This is a genomic window from Spiroplasma endosymbiont of Panzeria rudis, assembly GCF_964019705.1.
GTDB classification, from domain to species: Bacteria; Bacillota_I; Bacilli_A; order Mycoplasmatales; family VBWQ01; genus Spiroplasma_E; species Spiroplasma_E ixodetis_A.
On the sequence record NZ_OZ026460.1, the window covers coordinates 931,581 to 950,198 of the forward strand.

Genomic DNA, 18,618 nt, shown 5'->3' on the forward strand with positions numbered 1-18,618 from the left:
AGAAAAATTATTTTGAAAATTATTTTACTATTAGTGTTCTTTTTAATTAAAAATATTCAATCTTTTTTTAAAAAGAATATTGTCTTTTTTTATAATAAGTGTAATATTATTTTTAAGGACAGAGTATTTCTTTCCTTATAATTTTAATAGGTGTATAGCAAAGTTTATATAATTATTAAAATTATTAATATTAAAATATAAAAACTAAATTTAATTGGTTTACTTTAAACCTTAGTTTTATTTTATTAAAACTAAGGTTTAAACTATTTTAATATTTTTTCCTATTTTAATATTTTAGTTAAAAATAGCAAGTTAAAGCGTTAAGCTATATTTTTCACTTTAGATTATTTAAAAAATAATGCTAGGAAAGGATTGTTAAAATGAAATATAAAATAAATAGTAATAGCCCGAGTAAAGATATGGTTAATCAGGATAAACATAAAAAAATAAAAACAGGATCTAATTCAATATATACAATTAATGTTAAAAAAAATAAGAAGAAAAGAATCTTATTATTTTCGTTGTATTTATTAGCATTTGGTTCTACAACAGTTACTACAATATTACTCTTACATACTACTGCTGCTTTCAATAATTCTGAATTTAATCCTAATTCTAATAATAAATTATGAGATGATTATTATCAAAAACATCATCGTAACTCTAAACCTATTAGTTTAAATTCTACTATTGCTTATTTTAGTAAATCAACAAATATTGTTAATTTTAATGTTATTGAAAATGCTGCTGATAATGGTAATATTGATTTTACAAATGTTTTAAGTAGTATTGATAATAATTTACAAAAAACTGATCCTAAAATTGAAAGTGATATTGATAATGATAATTCAAATTTATTACCAATTAATTTTTTCTTAAATGCTAATTATAATCCAGCAGTTAAGTTTACTGTTGGTAAGGATAAAAAACCGATAACTAATACTTCTTTTATTTTGCCAAAGAACTTTAATGAGTCTAAAAGTTATGTTTTAAATTTAACAACTAATGATCAAGCATCAATTTTTGGTATTGAAAATACTAACATTAATATCGAAATTAATATTAATATTATAAATCAAGTTGCAATTAATATTGCTAGTTTACCAGTTAACTTTCCTGATAAAATTATTAATATTACTAATCCTGAAAATGCTACTATTGATTCAATAAAAGATAAATGATTAATTCCAACAATTCAAGATCAATTTGCAACAACTTTAAGTAAAGCATTAAATGTACCCAAAAAAGAAATTAAACCTAGTTATTACAAAATTGAATTTCAAAATGGTTCAGAATCACAAAACTTTACTAAAAGTGTTCCTGTTCAATTTTCAATTACATCTTTAGATAATAATCCTTGAAACTTTACAGGAAAAAAAGATGATTGCACTATAAATGTTAAAAATGATATTGCTGATTTAAGTAGTATGAAAGAATTAACTAATGAAATTGAAGCACAATATAATAATGATAAAGATAATAAAAACTTTCAAATTACTTTAGATAATCAAAAAGATAAAAATGGTAACTATATTAATGCTGATGTTAGTTTATCAGAAGATAATCTTAAATTTATTAATGATCAAATTATTAAAGGTGTTCAAACAATTTGTCAAAATTATTTCCAAAAAAATTATTCAGATCTTAATATTGAAGATAGTGATTATACAATATCAACAAATTTAAAAGTTGGTGATAATATCTTTAATAATAAGTTAGGTAAAAATATTGAAATAAAAATAACTGCTAGTCCTAATGATCATAAATTAACAAAAAGTTTAGATAGCATTAAGGCAATTGTTCATGGTCATAATAAAAATAATATTACTGGTAATTATTCTTCACCAAAAGATTTTGCATTAAAAGGTATTTGATTAAAAGATGGTCAAGATGCAAATATTTTACAAGAAGGTCAACATTTTTATGAACAAGATAATTTATTAGGTAATTGAATTACTAATAAAGATAGTTTATTAAATACAATTAATAACAATTCTTATCGTCCAGTTGAGAATGCATTTACTGGACAGTTCACTATGAATTATTTATTAGATGGTGACACAAAACCAAGTGGTATGTCAGTTGATATTAGTAAAGATATTAAAGTTGGTAAGGTAAATAATTTCTGAGATTTAATTACTCAAACAAAAAGTATTTTTCTAGAAACCGATGTTGCAGTAACAACAAAATCGGGTTGAGAGTTAAATAATGTAAAACTAGTATTTACTGACAGCGAAACACAACCAACTAAAGATAATACACTTTATACTCTTGATTTATCAGAAAGATTTGCTGGCAAAACTATTAGTGATCGTGCTACTTTAACATTCCCTGATTTTAATTTTAATTTTAATTACCAGTTAGTAAGTTAAAAAAAGGAAAAACTAATATGAAACAATTACTAATCATTTTAAATACATTAACAACATTAACTTTAACAAGTGGTAGTATTATTAATACTATTGATGATACTAGTACTACCATTAATAAATTATTAGCAAATAAATCATCAATAAGTGATTCTGTAACTTCATTATTTAATAATCAATATGGTTATTTAAATGATAGTGATATAATAACTAATCAATCAATAACTGATCATAAATATTATAGTTATGATACTAGTCATGCTAATTATTTATTAAGTGATGGTAAGACATCAGCACGAACATTATTTACTGTTGATAATAAAGGTGAATTAGTTTATAAAAAAGATGCTATAATACCAGCAAAAGATAAAGTTGATGTTAATAATACTAAACAAGAAATGCTTAGTCATAAAAAAATTGATAGTGTTAATAATATTTATAATCCATATAGTAAAAGTGAATATTTTAACAAATATTTTAGTGGTGATAATACTGATTGACAATATATTCAATTTGGTGGAGTTGAAAAACATATTGATATTTCACAACAAGTAGGTGCTGATAAAGTTGAACATAGCAATAGTTTAAGTGAAACATTAGGTTTATATTATATTGCAAAAGCAGCACGTGAAAATAAAATTACTAAAGTAGTAGCTGTTAATTTAGGAACATATTTTATGAGTCAAACAAGTATTAAAGATAGTTTTAATAAAGATTTAACTAGTAAAATTATTAATTTAATTAGTACTAATAATAATATTTTTAATTTTATATATGATTCACCAATGAACGTAAATGATAAAAATTATTCAATCAATTATATTTGTGATAGTAATAATAATATAATTTCTATTTATTATACAAAATGAAATAATGATAATCTTGTTTCAAATATCAATGTTAAAACTTATGAAAGTTATAGTGGAAATAATGATTATGGTATGTGATATTATGGACCTACAACTGTTATTAGTAATTTTACGCAAGATGGTAAGATTGCTAGCTGAAAAGATTTTATTACTATATATCCAACATTAACTTTTGATGATAATTCATTTTTTTCTTTTTATTGTCAATATGGTAAGGAACAATATAGTGGTTCAAAATTAAGCATTGATACTTCTAAAATTGATACTAGTTACAATTTTAATCATAACTTTTGATCAGTAAGTGTTAATCATGATGGAGGAATATTTGGGGCTCATGTTGAAATAAAAGCTGATGCACAAATTTGACATGATGATCATAATATTTATATTAGTTATAGATGATATGAATATTCTAAATTTGCAACGGAAGGTGCTTTTTTCTCAACTACACTAAATCAATCATCTTTTATTAACATTATGAAATAAAATTTATAAAATGTTATATCTATTATTATAGATTAATAAGATATTTTAATTTATAAAAAATATTATTTTAGGATACTAAAAATAGAAAGGAAAAATACAATGAAACAATTATTAATTACTTTAAGTACATTAACAACATTAACTTTAACAAGTAATAGTATTATTAATACTATTGATGCTACTAATACTACCATTAATAAATTATTAGCAAATAAATCATCAATAAGTGATTCTGTAACTTCATTATTTAATAATCAATATGGTTATTTAAATGATAGTGATATAATAACTAATCAATCAATAACTGATCATAAGTTTTATAGTTATGACACATCAGCTTTAAAAAGTTATACTTTTGCTAATGCAAGAGATGTTTTTTTAGTAAATAATGAAGGAACTTTAATTTATAATCCTGATGTTATTATTCCTGCTGATCAAAATTAAATATTGAAAATACGATGCAAGAAATGATTAGTCATAAAAAAATAACTACAGTTAAAGCAAATTACAATTCTTATAGTAATAGTCAGTATTCATCTACCGATTTTAGTCGTGATAATACTGATTGACAATATATTCAATTTGGTGGTGTTAATAAACATATTGATATTTCCCAACAAGCAGGTGCTGATAAAGTTGAACATAGCAATAGTTTAAGTGAAACATCAGGTTTATATTATATTGCAAAAGCAGTAATTGAAAATAAGATTAGTCAGTCAGTTGCTATTAATTTGGGAATATATTTTATAGCACAAAGTAGTTTAAAAGGAAAAATTAATAATGACTTAATTACTAAAATTATTGATTTAATTATTAATAATAAATATGTTTATAATTTTATGTTAAATATGCCATTTTCAAATGATGATACGAGTTATGCCATTAGTTATATTTTTGATCATAATAATAATATTATTGAGTTAAATTATAATCATTATAGTTACGAAAAAAGTAATACAAGTAATTTTGAAACTCATGTTAGTCCTGGTCCTTTTGCTTCAGTTGATTATACAGCTGATATTTATATTAATTATCAAGATTTATATTATTTAATTAATAATCAAAATAATTGAGATGTAATTTATAAGTATTTTACTAATGGAAACTTATTTGATTATAGTAATATGGAGCATGAAATTGGTGATAATTGAACTTTTAAAAATTTTTGAAATTCTATATTTAAAGATAATTTAACAAAATTTTTAAATAATGTGGGTGTTAATGGAATAATAATTCATATTGACTGTTATGGTACAGATATATGACATCCTTCATTAGTTGATAAATTTTATATTAAAAGTATTTCTCAATGAAATTAAATACTTACATACTAAATTTACTTTTTAAAATGAGCATTTTATTAATCTTCTTAAATAAAATTAATAAAGTGTTATATTTAGTATAGATTAGCCAGATATTTTTTATAAAATAATTTTTAGTAAACTTAAAACGAAAGGAGAATGTAACATGAAACAATTACTAATGACATTAAGTACATTAACAATATTAACTTTAACAAGTAATAGTATTAATAATACTATTGATGTTGCTAACACTACTGTTAATAAACTATTAACAAATAAATTATCAATAAGTGATTCTGTAACTTCATTATTTAATAATCAATATGGTTATTTAAGTAGTAGTGATTGAATTACTAATCAAATAGATAATAACTATTATAGTTATGATACTAGTCATGCTAATTATTTATTAAGTGATGGTAAGACATCAGCACGAACATTATTTACTGTTGATAATAAAGGTGAATTAGTTTATAAAAAGGATGCTGTAATACCACCAAAAGATAAAGTCGAAGTTGATGCTACTAAACAAGAAATGATTACTCATAAAAAAATTACCACAGTTAAAGATAAATATAATCTATATAGTAAAAGTGAATATTCTCATACATATTTTAGTGGTGATAATACTGATTGACAATATATTCAATTTGGTGGAGTTGAAAAACATATTGATATTTCACAACAAGCAGGTGCTGATAAAGTTGAACATAGCAATAGTTTAAGTGAAGCATTAGGTTTATATTATATTGCAAAAGCAGCAAAAAATAATTTAATTGATAATGCTATTGCTAATAAAATAGGTCAATATTTTATGACGCAAAGTAGTTTAAAAGGACAAATTAATGATAATTTAATTAATATTATTATTAATTTAATTAGTAACAATAATAATATTTTTAATTTTATATATAGTGCACCAATGAATGTAAATGATAAAAATTATTCAATTAATTATATTTTTGATAAAGATAATAATTTAATTGAAGTTTATTATACTGAATTTGATAAATCAAATATAGAAAATAACTTAAATTATAAATGAAATGATTCATATAATTGATTTAGTTCAAATTATAGTGATTATTCTAATACATATACAATAGTAAAATGAACTGACTATGCAAGTGATTGAAATACTTTTACTAATAAATATCCAACTTTTAATTTTGATGCTAATTCATATTTAAAAGTTTCAACGGGAAGTGGTAAAGAAGACTATAAATCTTTAAATTCTCAAGTCGCAACAACAAATATAAAAACTAATCAACAAAAAGATATTGATAATTCAATTTTTCAAGTCAATATTAGTACGTGACCACCATATGATCCAAATTACCCAGGAGGTGTAGGAACTGCTATTGATATTTATTTAGAACTTTGACGTGATGATAATAATATTTATTGAAAATGACATATAATGACAGCTACTTTTTTAGGTTCAACTTCATATTCTGATGTTAAATTAAATAATATAACATTTAATAATATTATGAATTAAATAAATATGTTTTTTCAAAGTAATTATTTATTATTAAATTTAATTACGATTTTAAAAATGGTAAAAAGTAAAAGAAGGTATTGTAAATGAAACAGTTTTTATTAACTCTAAGTACAGTAACAACATTAACAATAGCAAGTAATACAATGTTTAATAGTATGATGATAGTGGATCAAAAAAACAATAGTGCTAGTAAAAAGAAAATACTACCTGTCATTCCAATAAATCAAAATAAATCATTATTTAATAATCAATATGGTTATTTAAATAATAATGATTGAATTACTAATCAATCAATAATAGACAATAAGTATTATAGTTATGATACTAGTCATGCTGATTATCCATTAAGTGATGGTAAGACATTAGCACGAACATTATTTACTGTTGATAATAAAGGTGAATTAATTTATAAAAAAGATGCTATGATAACAGACAAAGATAAAGTTGACGTTAATAATACTAAACAAGAAATGATATTTCATCGTAAAGTTGCTACTATTAATAATCCAACTAACAGTTATAGTGGTAGCCAATATGATATTAATTATTTTGCTGGTGACGGTATTAATTGAAAATATGTTCAACAAAGTGAAGTGGAAACTCATATTGATATTTCCCAACAAGAAAATGCTAATAATGTTGAAAATAATAATAGTTTAAGTGAAGGTTTAGGACTATATTATATTGCTAAGGCAGTAAGAGAATCAGATGGCTCTTTTAAAGAACAAGATGCTGATATTTTAGCACACTATTTTATTACTCAAAGTAGTCTAAACGGTAGTTTAAGTGATGTTTTAATTGACAAAATTGTTCATTTATTGATTACTAATGATAATGCTTATGATTATATGACTAATGTTCCGTTTTTAACTAATGATAATAGTAAGTATACAATTAATTACATTTTTGATGAGTTTAACAATATCATTCAAATTTATTACAGTTATTATGATAAAGCTTTTGATCTTTCAACTTTGTCATTAATAATTCTACAACAAGTAATATCAGTAAAAACACCAGAAGCAACTCCAATTACTGATATAAAAGTTAATTTAGTTAGTAAAATTCAAACAGAATTTAAACAAAAATTAAGTCAGCAATTAAAAATTAATTCAGAAGATATTAATGATAAATATTACAATATTTTTATTAAAGATAATAAACAAAATCAAGATTTTACTAAGGCAGTAAATATTGATTATAAAATAACTAGTTCTTGAAAAAATGCTAATCAATTAAATTTTGCAGGTACTTATCAAGGACAAGTTAGTGTAATTAATAAGTGTGTTGATTTAAGTAATGAAACAGATTTAAAAAATATTATTGAAAATGCTTACTATCATCAAAATGATAAATCTAAATGATTAAATGTTGATGTTGATAATACTATTGATAATAAAAATGTTGACACTAAATTAACACAAACTACTTTAGATTTAATTAATACTAATATTAGTACTACTATTAAAGTTATTGTTCAAAATTATTTTAAAACTCATGATACTGAACTTATTATTGATGAAACAGATTATGATGTAACAACTACTTTAGCGGTGGGTGATAATATTTTTAATAATAAATTAGGTAAAGATTTTACAATTAGTATTAAAGATAACGGTTCTACTTATAAATTAAAAAATAGTTTAGATAATATTAACGTTACTATTCATGGTCATAATAAAAAAAGTATTGCTGGTAATTTTTCAAGAACACCTTTTGATTTAGATGGTATTTGGTTAAAAGATGGTAAAGATGCAAACGTTTTAGAGGAAGGTCAACATTTTTATGAACAAAACAAATTATTAGATAAATGAATTTCTAATAAAGATAGTTTATTAAATACAATTGTTAATAATTCTTATTATCCAATTGCTGATAGTTTTGGTGGAAACTTTATTATTAATTATATATTAGATGGCAAAAATAAAGGTAGTATGACAGCTGATATTAGTAAAGATATTACTAGCGATAAGGTAACTAATTTTTGAGATTTAATTACTAAAACTAAAAGTATTTTTTTAGAAACTGATGTTTCAGTAAGTTCAGATTGAGCTTTAAATAATGTAAAATTGATATTTACTAATGATGAAATACAACCAGCCAAAGATAATACGCTTTATATTTTTGATTTATCAGACAGATTTAAAGGTGAAACTGTTAGTGAACGTGCTACTTTAACATTTCCTGATTTTAATTTTAATTTTAATTACCAATTAATGAGTTAATAAAGAAAAGAGAATATAAAATGAAACAATTATTAATAATTTTAAGTACATTAACAACATTAACTTTAACAAGTAATACTATTATTAATAATATTAATGATAATACTGTTATTAACAGTAGATTAATAAACAAATCATCAATAAATAATATTTCAACTTCATTATTTAATAATCAATATGGTTACTTAAGTGATGATGATTGAATTACTAATCAATCAATAATAGACCATAAGTATTATAGTTATGATACTAGTCATGCTAATTATTTATTAAGTGATGGTAAGACATTAGCACGAACATTATTTACTGTTGATGATAAAGGTGAATTAATTTATAAAAAAGATATTATAATACCAGAAAAAGATAAAGTTGATGTTAATAATACTAAACAAGAAATGATAACTAATTGTCAAGTAACAATAAATAATAATGATAATTTTTATAGTAATAGTCAATATTCAACAAATTATTTTACTGGTTTTAATAGTAATAAGTGAATGTTTTTTTCAAGAAGGTGGAATTGAAAATCATATTGATATTTCACAACAAGCCGGTGGTCACAAAGTTGAACATAGTGATAATTTAAGTGAAACATTGGGATTATATTATATTGCTAAAGCAGTGCGACAAACAGGAGGAATTGATGAAAAAATTGCTGATTTATTAGCAAGTTATTTTATGGAACATAGTAGTTTAAAAAAAACATATGGAATAGTAAATAATATTATTAATTTAATTATCAATAATAATGATTTATATAATTTGGGAGCGTACCGATGTTGTCAATAATATTCAAATTTGTCTTTAAATTATAAGATTAGACGAGAATAATTTAGACTTCAATATGCAATTGTATGTTAATCTTAACACTTGTAAAATATTAGTCAACAATAATACTTACTTTTATAACTCAAAAATTCTTATTAAATTTTACTTTAATAAGTTTTATTTTATTTTTAGTTATCTTTAAATTGAAATGGTTAATTTATAATAATTGTATTGCTGTATTTATTTGATAACATTTAAAATTAACCATTTTGGTATACATATCAATGTTATAAGTTCTATCACCAATCATATGCTTTAAAATTTGTTTAATATTAGTTTCAGTAAAGCAACCAATATTTTCAACTAATGCTTGATTTAATACGCCATCTTTTGCATTAACAAAATAACCAACTTTTAATTTTTTATATTGTAAAGTCAATGATTGTAAAAAATCAATTAATTCATAATATTGACCTTTGGAAAATAAATTTATTGCATTTTTATAGTGTAATTTAGCAATTTTATTTTTTCTTCTTCCAGCCATTATGCCAAGAAATAAAACATGAAAAGCATGGAATTTATCTAAAATAAATTTAGCATTTAAAATTGTAGCAGTTTTTCTAATTCATTTTGCACTATCTCCACAAACTATTAAATTTGCTTGGTCAAAATTTTCAAAAAATAAATTACCATATTTTTCAATTAATTTGGCAGTTTTTTCAGCACCAATTTCTGTTTTTGATACTCTAATTTTACATACAGCTCTTTTATTAATTAATTTTCCATTCTTCTTTTTACCAGTACAAAATACTAATAATCTCATTGAACATTTTTTACAATTTTTAGTATTATGTTTTTCATTAAACTTAAATTTTCTATGTCCATCATCAATATTTACATATAAATTTTGATATGGTTGTAATGGTATTTTGAGGATATTGGCTTTTGGTAATTGAAACTTTTTATATGTTCTACAAACTGTACTATTACTTATTAAACCTTCAATAAAAGTATCACAAACATCATGATACTTTTTACCATCTGCAAAATATTTCAAAATTTGTTTAATAACATTAGGTGCAAGTTTACTATATTTTTTAACACCAAGATAATTATCTAACAATGAAAGAAATTCCATTTTTTGTGTTTTTGGGTTATAATATGTACAAATACGTCGTTTATAAGTTAATAAACCTTTTTTTGTTTTTAATTTTCTTTTTCTAAATCTATATGACTTATATAAAGATTTATCACATGCATTTCATAAATAATCATCTATTTTTTTAAATAATTCTTCTGTTTGTTGTAAATTTAATTCATCTTGATTAAAATTGTGTTTGTCTCAATCAAAATGATTTACAAATGGTAATATAAACATTTTTAATGTTCCTTTCAAAATTTTATTTGTTAATAATTTAAGTTTAATTTTTTTTAAAAATAAGGAGTAAATATGGCTTTTATCACTAGTTATGTACAATTAAATAAAAAATATAATCTTAATTTTAGTGATAATAATTATGGTTTTAGTTGGGATATTTTTAAAGAATTTGTTGGTGATGAATGAGCAGAATATTTTACTACCAATTGTTTTTATCGTTTTGTACCAACAGCACGTGGAACAAGAAAAACTTGAAATTGTTTAGCATTTGATTTATTTATATGTTGTAATTTTAGTGATAGTAGTGTTCAAGAAGTAAGAAGATATGAAAATACTCATAGTGAAACTACAATTGGTGCTTTAATGAATGTTTGTCAAGTTTTATTAGATACATATAATATTAATTTATTACCTAATAATCCACATGGTATTAAATGAAAAATAACTAAGGATGGTGGATGTATTATTTTTCCTAATAATCAACAAATTGACTTTATTGGTTATGCTAATGGTAATAAGATTTTTGGAAAAGAAGCCGGTGGTTCAAGTTTTTTAGGTTCAAGAACAGATGAAATTATTATGGCAGAAGAAAAAGAAACACTAACAGAAAAGCAATTAACATATCGATATGAACGTTTACAAAACTCTATGTTTAGAAGTAATCGTATTAAAGTATCAAAAGAACCTATTAAAGAATGAAGTTGAACGTTTATTGATAAAAATATATATAGTCCTAATTTTGGAAAAAAAATTACTCGCTATTTTTATAAAAGTTTCTTTATTACTTTTACATGTAATCCTTATGATAAATATCATCCATTTTATTTAAAATACTGTATGCCATTTTTACCATTAAATGATAAAGTGATGGAAAATCTTAAAAAAAATGGCAAAATTTATTATGAAAATCAAGATATGTTTAGTGGTTTAGGTTTATTTGTTTTAAGATTTACTATTCAACCATTTTGAAATAAATTACCAGATATTCAAAAAAGAACATTATTAGAAATGAAAAAAAGTAATCCTGATGAATTTAATACTATTTTTTATGGTTTTGAATTTTTAGATAGTGATGCAACAATTTTCCCATTTCAAAAAACTGTAAAGTGCTGACAACCATATGATTTAAAAGAATTTTATAATTCAAAAAAAGATATGTATAAATTTGATTTTTATTCAGTTGGTGTGGATTGAGCAACTGGTCATAAAGACCATACTGTATTTATAGTAGTGGGTTTTAAAGAATATAATAATACTGGTTATTATGATGCTTATATTATTTGTGAATTAGTAGTTACTCCAAATGATTTTATAAATGAAAATGAAAAAATTAATGCTTATGTTAATGAAATTTTAGGATTAATTGATAATTTTGAAAATTTTGAACAAGCAATTTATTTTTATGATGATAAAGCACGAACTGCCATTGATTGATTAAATCAAAAATTAATAGATGAACATAATACTATTTTAATCACACAAACTGCTATTAAACATGCTTCAAATTTAAATCAAGAAGCAGGATTAACTAATAGAGTAGTTTGAATGAGAAACATTATGAGTTATGGAAACTTTTATGCAAATAAAGATGATTTACCAAAGACTACTCAATGTTTAGAAGAATTACGTTATGACCAAACCAAAACTAACATTCCTGATAAAAATATGTATCAAGACCCGTATGATGGATTATTTTATGCATTGTATCCATATAAAAATGTAATTAGGGGTAAAAATAATGCTACTGTGAAAAAAAGCATCTTCACATTTGCCATATAATAAACAACTACAATATCATTAATAGTATAGGTATCACAAAATAAACGCCTTTTATTTAGGCGTTATTTTGCGTTTAAAAACGTACTTGTAAAAATAATCAAAAATAGTACAATTTATAAGTAAAATCAAGGAAAAAAGGAGTAATTTAATATGAAAACATGAATAAAAGCAAATTTAAGTAAAATAACATTAGCATTAGCACTAACTAGTGCTACAACTGGAACAATAGGATTAATCATGGGGGGTGCTTACCCATAATCTTAGTGGACTTAAATATTATTTAAATTCATATAAAGAACCTATAATGGGTGTTCAGAAAATATGAATGTTTGACATTCATGGTATTTCAGTTTCTATAAAAAGTGAATTTAAAATATACTTTGCTGATAATCCTAAAAAAACAAAATTTTATAATGGTGGAGATACTATTGAAAGAATAGATATACCATGAGATGGCAATTATCCATATGGTTATTTTAATAAATAACATTTAAATTTCTAAATTAATATAAGAAATATTTTCATTATATTTGTCAAATAAATTAATATTAGTTAAGTTTATTTCTTGTTTGTCAGTTATTAAAATTAAATAATAATTACCAGCACCAAATATTCCACTAATTTCAATCCGATTTAAATTATTAATTGGATTTTTAATTTGCAATTCAAATTCATTTTTATTATCAATTTGTAATATCTCTTCATAAAATTCTAATTTAGAAAATAATTGAGATTTATTTGAACCATATAAATTTAAAGCATTCTCAATTTTATTGTTACTAATAATTACTCTTGTAAAGTATTTTCCATATTCGCCATTTCCTAATGTTCAATCTGCTGGAATTAATGACGGAATATTATTGCTTTCTAATTCATTTGTAATAGATAATCAATTAAATTGATTATCATCAAGTTTAAATAATTCATTTTGACTAATATCATTATTTTTTAATTTAATATTATTCATATCTGTAAAATCAAAATATTCAGATTTTAGTATTACTTTTACATCTTTATATTTTCAACTATCATCCTTATTAGAATGTATAGGATTTGATTTTAATTCAAAATAATAAGGTAATAAAATTTTATTATCATCATTTAGACCTTTATTTATTGATAATGTTGAATAAATATACTTTGATAACATAATAAATACTTGTTTAAATATTTTAACTTGTTGCAAATTTATGTAATTTGGATAATCAAGTTCTCATTTTCTAAATAAATTAGTAATAACTTCATCAGGTTTTTGACCTGAGAATTTATCACGTAATTTTGCTATTTCATTTGTTGGTTTACCTTTATCATCATAATCTGCGCCATCAAAATTACGATTATAATTATAGGTATAACTTAGCATATCTAATAATAATTGTTGTAAGCTATCAATAGTTGGTGCATCTTTAATTTCAATTTCAATATCATTAAATTTATTATTAGTTGCAATATAACTATAAAATTGACTTTCACCTACAAAATCTCAAACTTCTTTATCCTTTAATTCTTTTTGACTTTTTAATGGTCATTTACCACCTAAAACATTACTAAACTCATATCCTAATCAAGCATGAGTTATTCTTGCATTATTAATAACTTCTCTTCTTGTTACAGAACCACTACTAATTTTAATTAAATCTAAAACTGATTTTTCTTGTCCGATAAATTGTTTTGCTAAATTTCAAGGTAATATTTGCTCACTAAATCATTGTTGTAAAATTCTAACTTTTGGTTGAGTTTCAATAGGCATTGATAACAGCGGAAATGCTATCTTATTTTTAACAAATAACTTTGGGTATACTTCCATATTGTCAACTTCACCAAGTACCTTTATATTGCCAAAAATCATGCTTCTAGGGGCTTTAATTTTTAAACCAGTAACTTTTTTATCTTTATCTAATGGTTTTTGTAATTTAATAATGATTGGATAACCATCTCTTGTTTTAAAATCTTTAATTTTAATAATAGTTATACTTTTAGTACTTCTAGTTTTTGGATTTTGATAAGGTTGTGAATAATTATTAATTATATATAAATTATCAATATTATTTTCAGTTAAAGGTTCATTTATACTAACTGCATATAACTTAAATTGATTTAATAAATTTATTTCTTGAAATATTAAATTTTTAATATCAGTCATACTATATTCAATTGTATTATCATTAATATTAGTACTTGCTCTTTGATTTAATTGCATAGTAAAATCAGATGTTTCAACAGCAGTAGTTTTTAATACTTTATCAATATCAATAAAACCTATTTTAATAGTATTTGCTGAAAATTTTAAACTATTATTTTCATTATTTTTAAATAAACGTTCAATTTCATAAATATATATCGTTCTTTTTTTAAATTCATCATATGCTCTATTAATATCTGGGTCACTAGTAGCACGCATCATATTAGTAAAGTCATAAGGAATGTTATCAATTAAATAATCATTTTCTACTTCTGCTTGATTAAGTTTAGTTTGTTTCTGTGGAAATTTCGTTTGTGGTTTGTTGTTGTTTTCCATTGTTCTCTCCTATTAATTGGTTATTTTCGGGATTAAATAATTTTAATTTAACTATTAAATTATTAATTTCTTGATCATCATTAATATTAAATGTTTTACTATTTAATAAATCTTTATCTACACTTACTAATATTTGAATAAATTTAAGAATATCAATATTAAATTGTCATAATTTTTGTTCAATATAATTAATAGTTGAAATATTTACTGCTGTACTTTCGGGAACTGATTGTTGTGCTGATTTCTTTTGACTTGGTATATGAATACCACAACGTTTAAATATTTCATTAACATTTCAATCATATATATCAGTTAAATTTTTACCTTTAAAATTACTATTTGTCATATTGATATTTTCGTTTTGTTCATTATTATCTCCACCGCTTTTAAATATGTAATTTTTAGTAACTAATGTTCTTACTGCGTCTTCTATTAAAGATTGAACATTGCCATAAGTTTGACTAAATATAAATTTAGGTGAGTTTAAAATAGTATCTAAAACAATTTGTTCATAAATAACATCTAATGCTTTAATTTTATCCATTACTTTATTACAATCTGCTAGCTCATTTGCTTTATTTCTCATAATTGCTATTGGTATATAGTTAATATTTAGTGTTTGTTCTTGTGCTAAATTAGGGTTATTAATGAATGATTTAAAATCTAATGGAAATTGTTTTTTATTATCATTAATACTATAAATTGCACGATTAATAGTTATTTGTTCATTATTTAATGTATAAACTTCAAATAATCTTACCATTTGTGCATTTTGTTCATAACTATCATAAAAAATAGTACATTCAATTAATTTACCAGTAATATCATAAACTCTTTGTTGTATATCTACTACTTGAAAATATAAGTCATCATTAGCAATATAAATTAAATAAGCACTAATTCCTAATTTACTTAATTTAAAAATTGAATTTCAATTTTTTCTGTAAAATTCTTGTTGAATTAAATATTGTTTAATAGTTTCATTATTAATATCTAATGGAGCATTATATAAATTAGCATTATTTTCTGCTACAAAATCAGTGAAATAAGTTTCATGGTTAAAATCATTAAAACCAAAATAATTTAAAATTGAAGCATGAGTACTTTTATTTTTATTAGTTAAAAATTTTACTTTTTCATTTTGATTATTACTAATATTACTTTTTTCTTTTCTTTTAAATAGACTTAACATAATATTCACCACCTTTTTTTAAAATATTTGATTAATTTTTAATACAATTTTTATAATAATAAATATAATTAAACCTGCTGTTGCTGATGATAAAATTACTCCTATTAAACCTAAAATAATTTTTATAATTTTAAAAAACATAATATTATTCCTGTAATTCTTCTAATTTTTTAAAAATATAATCTCTACCCATACCCCACATTATTCTATTATTATAAATATTAATTTCAGTATCCGCATTAACATTATTATTTGATATTCATAAACTATTTTTTAAAACATTTGTATCTAATTGATAATAAAAATTAATTATTTGTCAACTATAATTTTTATTATTTTCTTTACTAGTATAATCACCAAAACTATAATATATTCTATAATGTGTTTTATCTTTAAATATATATTCTATATGTGTAATATTATTTTTATCTACTACGACTTTACCTACTTCTTTTCAATTTGAACCACTTGGACTGGGTTGTGGTTGTTTTTCTAATATTTCATTAATTGCTTGTAATAATTTTTTATTTTGATTTTTTAATAATTTATATTCATTATTTTCTAATAAATCTTTACAAAGTAATGAATTTTCTTCATCATTTAATGCAATTTCATTTGTTTCAGTATTATATTTAAAATAATCATTTGAAAATTTTTTATCTTTTATTTTTTCTTTTAATTCATTAATAGCACCGGCAATAGTTTTATCAGTAGTTTCTAAATTAGGAATTTCTGCACTAATAGCATTTATTTGAAATGCAATAGGAAATTGTGATTTTACATCTTCTAATTTTTTATCTACTTCTTCTTTTTTATAATAATCAGATAAATTAGGAATTTTATTATTGATTTCATTAATTGCAGGAACGATTTGTTTAGAAACTGTTTGTAAAGCATCATCATTGATATTTTGCTTTTTATCTAATAAATTATTAGTTTCTAGTTTTGTGTAATAATCATGTTCAGTACTTTCTTCTGTTATAAATTCAGTTGGTGTATCTATTCCTTGATATTGATATATTTCTTGTATATCACCAATTAAATTAATTTTTCCACGTTCAGGATAGGAATTACCTCCACCACTAAATTTTTTATTTCTATTGTCATAGTAAATAGTTCCAATATTTAAAATATTTTTATTTTGTATTTGTTCTTTATAAGTCATGGAATCAACATTTAACAATTCAAATTCATGAAAAATATTATTTAAATAAATTTTAATTATTTTATAAAATTTCATAAAGTTATTTTCTGTTGAATATTGATAACTGATTTTAATAAAATATCATTTCAACATTTCTATATTATTATTTTCAACTTTTTTTCATAAAGGACTAGTTTCAATATTAAATCAATTATTTTTGATATCATCAATGTTTTCATTTGTTTTAGTTAATTCACTATTTAATTTGGTAATTTCATTTTCATTAGTAGTAATTCGTTTTTGTTGTTTAGCAGAAAAATCACAAGTTGGTGCATGAGTAAAATCACCAATTTGCGGATTATTTTGTAATGCTTCTGGTGGTAATGTTCCAATTTCATCTGGTCAATCTAAAATCATTGTTTCAGTTTCTTTATCATAACCAGTTGCAACATAACCTTTATTAACAAATTTACTAACAGGACCTCTATATATTTCATTTTCATTATCATCAACTAAATCATCATATAATTTAATTTGTTTTAATAATGTAAATTCTTTTTGTTCTTTAATTAATTCATCAACTTGATTTCTAGTATAAAATGCTTTTAAGTCAATTTTTTCAACATCTATTTCATCATTATTATAACTTGAAAATATTTGTTTTAATTCTGTTAATCTTGCTCATATTTTCATTCTACTAGGTGCTAAATCTCAAACATTAATTGTAGGAGTACTATTTGCACTAAATTGATTACCATTATTAAATTGAATAGTAGCATCAACATTAAATTCAATTGGTGTACGATTAAATACTCAATGTTCAACCATAACATAAACCATATCTCTTAATGTTTCTTTAATTAATTCATCTTTAAAACTATCAAAAGGAAATTTAGATAAAATAAAATCAAGATAAGCATTAATATCATTTTGCGCGCGAATAGCAAAAGTTATAAATCAATCATTAATATTTGGTCATGTTTGTATATATTGTTGTGGAGTTTCTGTAATTTTTCCAGTTAATGGATATCAGTTATTATAATTTTCAAGACTGACATCAGTTCAAAGTTTATTAATCATAA

The 18,618-nt window shown here is 22.1% G+C and carries 15 protein-coding genes; 10 read left to right on the top strand and 5 right to left on the bottom strand.

Annotated elements, in window-relative coordinates; translation table 4 throughout:
* Positions 1–380: 380 nt before the first annotated feature.
* The 8 genes from AACK89_RS05285 to AACK89_RS05320 all read left to right on the top strand — a co-directional run bounded on the left by AACK89_RS05285 (position 381) and on the right by AACK89_RS05320 (position 9,546).
* Positions 381–2,372, top strand: a complete 1,992-nt coding sequence (locus AACK89_RS05285) for a hypothetical protein (protein WP_338977732.1) — start codon at positions 381–383, stop codon at positions 2,370–2,372.
* 17 nt (positions 2,373–2,389) lie between these two features.
* Positions 2,390–3,724, top strand: coding sequence for a hypothetical protein (locus AACK89_RS05290; RefSeq protein ID WP_338977734.1), 1,335 nt, complete (start codon positions 2,390–2,392; stop codon positions 3,722–3,724).
* 99 nt (positions 3,725–3,823) lie between these two features.
* The gene (locus AACK89_RS05295) at positions 3,824–4,168 is read left to right on the top strand and encodes a hypothetical protein (RefSeq protein ID WP_338977736.1); all 345 of its coding nucleotides are present in this window, start codon (positions 3,824–3,826) and stop codon (positions 4,166–4,168) included.
* Between the two features lie 23 nt (positions 4,169–4,191).
* Complete coding sequence (locus AACK89_RS05300; protein ID WP_338977738.1) at positions 4,192–5,043, top strand: hypothetical protein; 852 nt, start codon at positions 4,192–4,194, stop codon at positions 5,041–5,043.
* A 148-nt stretch (positions 5,044–5,191) separates the two neighbouring features.
* Entirely contained in the window at positions 5,192–6,529 is a 1,338-nt protein-coding gene (locus AACK89_RS05305; protein WP_338977740.1) for a hypothetical protein, read from the top strand.
* A gap of 86 nt (positions 6,530–6,615) precedes the next feature.
* Positions 6,616–8,757, top strand: coding sequence for a hypothetical protein (locus AACK89_RS05310; RefSeq protein WP_338977742.1), 2,142 nt, complete (start codon positions 6,616–6,618; stop codon positions 8,755–8,757).
* 20 nt (positions 8,758–8,777) lie between these two features.
* Positions 8,778–9,332: a hypothetical protein gene (locus AACK89_RS05315; protein ID WP_338977745.1), complete on the top strand. Its 555-nt coding sequence runs from the start codon at positions 8,778–8,780 to the stop codon at positions 9,330–9,332.
* A gap of 19 nt (positions 9,333–9,351) precedes the next feature.
* Positions 9,352–9,546, top strand: coding sequence for a hypothetical protein (locus AACK89_RS05320; RefSeq protein ID WP_338977747.1), 195 nt, complete (start codon positions 9,352–9,354; stop codon positions 9,544–9,546).
* Positions 9,547–9,742: 196 nt separating this feature from the next.
* On the opposite strand, the gene AACK89_RS05325 is transcribed toward AACK89_RS05320, so the two are convergent.
* Positions 9,743–10,903, bottom strand: coding sequence for an Mbov_0401 family ICE element transposase-like protein (locus AACK89_RS05325; RefSeq protein ID WP_338977750.1), 1,161 nt, complete (start codon positions 10,901–10,903; stop codon positions 9,743–9,745).
* Positions 10,904–10,975: 72 nt separating this feature from the next.
* Here AACK89_RS05325 and AACK89_RS05330 point away from each other — a divergent pair, with 72 nt between their 5' ends.
* Entirely contained in the window at positions 10,976–12,682 is a 1,707-nt protein-coding gene (locus AACK89_RS05330) for a hypothetical protein (protein WP_338977752.1), read from the top strand.
* A 244-nt stretch (positions 12,683–12,926) separates the two neighbouring features.
* Positions 12,927–13,169, top strand: a complete 243-nt coding sequence (locus AACK89_RS05335) for a hypothetical protein (protein ID WP_338977753.1) — start codon at positions 12,927–12,929, stop codon at positions 13,167–13,169.
* Between the two features lie 3 nt (positions 13,170–13,172).
* Here AACK89_RS05335 and AACK89_RS05340 read toward each other — a convergent pair whose 3' ends face one another.
* From AACK89_RS05340 to AACK89_RS05355, 4 genes are read right to left on the bottom strand one after another with little or no spacing between them, the layout of a single operon-like run.
* Positions 13,173–15,200, bottom strand: coding sequence for a hypothetical protein (locus AACK89_RS05340; protein ID WP_338977755.1), 2,028 nt, complete (start codon positions 15,198–15,200; stop codon positions 13,173–13,175).
* A complete protein-coding gene (locus AACK89_RS05345; protein ID WP_338977757.1) occupies positions 15,151–16,392 on the bottom strand; it encodes a hypothetical protein in 1,242 nt (413 codons plus the stop codon). The genes AACK89_RS05340 and AACK89_RS05345 overlap by 50 nt, the downstream gene beginning before the upstream one ends.
* An 18-nt stretch (positions 16,393–16,410) precedes the next feature.
* Positions 16,411–16,533, bottom strand: coding sequence for a hypothetical protein (locus AACK89_RS05350; protein ID WP_338977759.1), 123 nt, complete (start codon positions 16,531–16,533; stop codon positions 16,411–16,413).
* 4 nt (positions 16,534–16,537) lie between these two features.
* Positions 16,538–18,616 carry a hypothetical protein gene (locus AACK89_RS05355; RefSeq protein WP_338977762.1) on the bottom strand — a complete coding sequence of 693 codons (2,079 nt, stop codon included), beginning with the start codon at positions 18,614–18,616 and terminating at the stop codon, positions 16,538–16,540.
* Positions 18,617–18,618 lie beyond the last annotated feature (2 nt).